General features: G+C 70.3%; 4 protein-coding genes. 3 read left to right on the top strand and 1 reads right to left on the bottom strand.

Features of this window, described 5'->3' with window-relative positions; translation table 11 throughout:
* Positions 1-599: hypothetical protein (locus AC1VTH_RS06805; protein WP_481335406.1), on the bottom strand; the 599-nt coding region annotated here is incomplete at its 3' end.
* 198 nt (positions 600-797) lie between these two features.
* Here AC1VTH_RS06805 and tgt point away from each other — a divergent pair.
* The 3 genes from tgt to AC1VTH_RS06820 all read left to right on the top strand — a co-directional run.
* Positions 798-1,988: a tRNA guanosine(34) transglycosylase Tgt gene (tgt, locus tag AC1VTH_RS06810; RefSeq protein WP_481335407.1), complete on the top strand. Its 1,191-nt coding sequence runs from the start codon at positions 798-800 to the stop codon at positions 1,986-1,988.
* 266 nt (positions 1,989-2,254) lie between these two features.
* Positions 2,255-3,724 (top strand): SecDF P1 head subdomain-containing protein, encoded by a 1,470-nt coding sequence (locus AC1VTH_RS06815; RefSeq protein ID WP_481335408.1) that lies wholly within the window; start codon positions 2,255-2,257, stop codon positions 3,722-3,724.
* A 4-nt stretch (positions 3,725-3,728) separates the two neighbouring features.
* Positions 3,729-4,668 (top strand): single-stranded-DNA-specific exonuclease RecJ (locus tag AC1VTH_RS06820; protein ID WP_481335409.1); only part of this gene is annotated, 940 nt, incomplete at its 3' end.

Here is a 4,668-nt window from a genome sequence, read left to right on the forward strand (position 1 = left end):
TCCTCGCGCTGCTGCAGCGCGAGGATGGCGTCGAAGTTGGCCTCGACCTCGCGGCGGTGGCCAAGCTCCTGGGTGAGCTCGCCCGCCTGCCGCTCGAGTGCCTCGAGCTCGAAGCGCGCCGCCTGGTGGGCGCGTCTGGCCTCGGCGAGCTCGCGCACGGCGGCCACGCCTCCCGCGACCTGCTCGCCGCCCGCCTGTGCGTAGGCGCGGGCGCGGTCGATGAGCGTGGGCGCACCGGGGTCATTCTCGCCGTGGCCGGCGTCCCCGGCCTGCTCGCCGGCGTCGCTCTCGTCGCGTTCGGCGTCCTCGGCCTGAGCGGCGGCGCCGGCCTCGGCGGGCTCGCTAACGTCAGCGCTGGCCTCGGCGTTTTCCATAGCGTCCCCATCTGCCCTCGAAGCCGCGGCGCCGCATGCCCCGGCGTCTGCCTCGACATTCTCGGCCTCGTCGCCATTGGGGGCGTCTGCTGCCTCCGCGAACTCCGAGGTCGCGTCCACTGCCATCTCGGTTGCCTCGACGTCTCCCTGATCGCGGGCCTCGTCGTCGCTGCCCTGCTCGCTCTCGATGGCCTGCTTGTGCCGCGTCTCTTCCTCGTCTGCCATCGCTTGCTCCCTTGCTCGCTGCGTTTGCATCCATTGTTGCGTATCGTGCGGACACTAAGGCCGACCACGCCGAGAATCCCTCGATGTGAGACAATTCGGGAACTTGGCCGCCTGGCGGCCATGGCCGTCCGGGCACCCCGGCCGGCCACCCTGCAGGGCCGCCCCGCGCGGCCACCATGAACAAGAGGGGCACCACGCATGACGCACACGCACGAGCCGCGCGAGGCCAACTGGCCCGAGGGGCGCGACCTTCCCGATAACCTGTTCCGCTTCGACATCACCGCCGAGGACCCCAAGACGCACGCGCGCTGCGGCGTCTTCCACACGGCCCACGGCGACGTCCCCACGCCCATCTTCATGCCCGTGGGCACCAAGGCCACGGTCAAGGGCCTCATGCCCCAGCAGGTCGAGGACCTGGGGGCCAAGATCATCCTCAACAACACCTACCACCTCGCCATGCGCCCGGGCGCAGACCTCGTGGCCGAGATGGGCGGCGTGCACGAGTTCATGCGCTGGGACAAGCCCATCCTCACCGACTCGGGCGGCTTCCAGGTCTTCTCGCACAACGAGTTCATGAAGCTCACCAACGAGGGCGTGAGCTTCCGCGCGGTCGAGTACGACGGAGCGCGCATCCACTGGACGCCTGAGGACAACATGGCCATTGCCGAGAAGCTTGGCAGCGACATCTGCATGCAGCTCGACCAGTGCCCGGGCTACCCCGCCACGCGCGCCTACGTCGAGCGCGCCGTTGAGCTGTCGAGCATGTGGGGCGAGCGCTGCTGGCGCGCCCACACTCGCCCCGACCAGGCACTCTTTGGCATCGTCCAGGGTGGCATGCACATGGACCTGCGCCTGCGCAGCCTCGCGCACCTCGAGGAGTGCGGCGACTTCCCGGGCTACGGCATTGGCGGCTACTCGGTGGGCGAGGACCACGAGACGATGTTCGAGACCCTCGAGCCGCTCGTCTCCGACCACATGCCCAGGCACAAGCCGCGCTACCTCATGGGCGTGGGCAATCCCACGACGCTCGTGCGCGCCGTGGCCGCTGGTGTCGACATGTTCGACTGCGTGCTGCCCACCCGCACGGCCCGCGTGGGCACGGCCTTCTCGAGCGAGGGGCGTCTCAACCTCAAGAACGCCCGCTTTAAGCACGACCACGGCGTGCTCGACGAGGGCTGCGACTGCCCGGCCTGCGCGGGCGGCTTCTCGCGCGCCTACATCCATCACCTCGTGCGCCAGCACGAGATGCTCGGCGGCATCCTGCTGTCGCAGCACAACATCCGCTACCTGCTGCGCCTGATGGGGCGCGTACGCGCCTCGATCGCCGAGGGCACCTACGCCGAGTTCTACCGCGACTGGATGAACTCGCCCGCGTCGAACGACTTCTAGGCCTCCCACCTGCGCCTTTCTTGACTCCCATACACATCCGTGCCGAGATGCGCCGCCGCTGGCGCACCTCGGCAGGGCAAGCATCCCGCGCGCCCGCGTGAGCCCCGTGCCCACGCGGGCGCCCCCCCGTTTGGGGCCCGGGCCGCGCCGGGCCGGCTTGCCTGGCGCGGCTTGCAGCGTACGTCCAGCTCATTAGGTACAATTGATGGGTTAAACGACGAGTGCGCGCGTCGCCCAGCGCGGCGGCCCCGCGCAAAGGGGGACCCATGCTCCACAAGAAGGACAAGAAGGCCGACGAGCCCACGCTCGCCGCCGAGAACGCACCTGCCAATGACGCCGCCGAGAAGGGCGGCGATCCTGCCGAGAAGGACGACCGCAAGGCCCGCGAGGCCAAGCCGCTGTCGCGCACGACCATCGAGGGCCGCCGCCACGTTGGCGTGGGCGTCCTCGTGCTCCTGCTCGCGGCCGCCTCGATCGTGGCGATGATCCTGCCCGCCTGGGGCATCCCCCTGGGCTGCGATCTGGGCGGCGCCAACGCCGTGACACTCACAGCCTCCGACCTTGGCGACGCCTCGATCGACGACGTCCTCGCCAAGCTCAAGATCCGCGCGGGCGCCCTCGATCAGCACGACGTGCAGCTCTCCAAGAGCGGCGACGACGCGATTGAGCTGCGCGTGCCCAAGGGCTATGACGCCAACGCCGTGGCCGATGCCCTCACGCGCACGGGCCACCTCGAGCTCGCGCGCCTCGACACCGTCTCCGACGCCGACGCCCTCCAGAAGATCCAGAACAACGCCAAGAACGTGACGCTCGAGCCGGGCACCTACGACGCCTTCGCCACCTCGGACAATGTGCGTGACGCCTCCGTCACCGCCCAGTCCTACTATGGCATGACCTACTACGCCGTGACCCTCACCCTCGATTCCGACGGTACGAGCGCCCTTGCGAGCGTCACCGACGAGCTGTCGGGCTCCTCGGGCCGGATCGCCGTGATCGTCGACGGCACGATTGTGGCCACGCCCTCGGTCTCCAGCAAGATTGAGAACGGCAAGATGAACGTCGCCGGCGGCTTCACCGAGGACCAGGCCTACGCCTACGCCGCGGCCTTCAAGTCCGGTGAGCTTCCCTGCACCCTCTCCCAGACCGAGCCCGCCGAGGTAGAGGGCCTTGTGGGCGGCGACGCCGTCGAGTCCGTCATTCTGCTCTGGGGTGCCGTTCTGGTGGCCGCCGTGATCGCCTGGGCCTGCGCGCTGCGTCCCTGCAGGCGCGCCGCCCGCGTGGTCTGCGAGCTGCCCGTGATCGCAACGATCGTCTCGCTTGGCATCCTCACGATTGCCGCCCGCTTTGACCTCGTGGTCCTGGGCCGCGCCGAAATCGCCGGCATCGCCGCCATGGAGGTCGCCGACATCATCGTCGCCTTCCTTCTCGGCCGCGCCTACGTGCAGGGCCGCGCCCAGGGCCTCTCGGTGCGCAAGTCCTGCCAGCAGGCCGAGCAGCTCGTGCTGCGCCGCTCGCTGGTGGTCGCGACCGCCGTTATCGTCGTCTACATCGGCCTGGCCGTCCTCAGGGACGGCTTTGCCCGCGAGCTCGCCTGCGCCGTGTGCTGCGGCGCCGCGGGCATGCTCGTGACCTACGGCCTCTACGGATCGGCGTCACTCGCCATCGCCACGGCCGTCGACGCCGAGCAGACCGCCGACGAGCAGGCCAGCGCCACCGCGGCCAAGGACGGGGAGTAGCCCCATGTCCGGCCTGCGAGAGAGCGGCCGCTGGCACGTTCTGCCCCAAGACATAGCCGCCGAGCACGAGGTCCGCGCGGCAACGGGCGTCACGCCACTCGCCGCGCGCGTCATGGTGGCCCGAGGCATCCGCGACGCCGCCGCGGCCAAGCTCTTCCTCACCCCCTCGCTCGAGCGCGACTGGCTCGACCCGCGCGAGCTGCCCGGCCTCGTTGCCGCGGCCGACCGCGTGGAGCGCGCCGTGAGGGCGGGCGAGGTCATCGCCGTCTTTGGCGACTTCGACGTCGACGGCATGAGCTCAACGTGCCTGCTTACCCTGGGCCTGCGCGACCTGGGTGCCGAGGTGCACCCCTACATCCCGCGCCGCTTTGGCGAGGGCTACGGCCTGTCCGCCGAGGCGCTCGGGCGCGTCGTCGAGGGCTGCCACCCCGACCTCATCATCACGGTCGACAACGGCATCGCCGCCGCGGCCGAGGTCGAGATGGTGCGAGAGCAGGGCATCGACGTCGTCGTGACCGACCACCACGAGCCGGCTGACCTCGTGCCCACGGGCGTGCCGGTGTGCGACCCCAAGCTCGACCACGACTGCCCCAGCTGCGACCTTGCCGGCGCTGGCGTGGCCCTCAAGCTCGTGCAGGAGCTGGGTCGCCGCGCCGGGCGCCCCAACCTGTGGCGCGAGTACACCGACGTCGCCACTCTGGGCACCATTTCGGACATGATGAACCTCACGCGCGAGAACCGCGCGCTGGTGGCAGACGGCATCGAGCGCATGCGCCACACGACGCGCCCGGGCCTCGTGGCGCTCGCCGCCGCGGCCAACTGCGACCTGTCGGCCATCGAGGCCGACGGCCTGCCGTTCTCGCTCGTGCCGCGCCTCAACGCCGCCGGCCGCATGGGCGACGTCGATGTGGCCTTCAACCTGCTCATCTCGAACGACGCTGAGG

It is taken from the genome of Parolsenella sp. (assembly GCF_982402205.1).

Bases quoted from the DNA above. Each gene is read 5' to 3' on its own strand.
- tgt (WP_481335407.1), top strand. From the start codon at position 798: ATGACGCACACGCACGAGCCGCGCGAGGCCAACTGGCCCGAGGGGCGC.
- AC1VTH_RS06815 (WP_481335408.1), top strand. From the start codon at position 2,255: ATGCTCCACAAGAAGGACAAGAAGGCCGACGAGCCCACGCTCGCCGCC.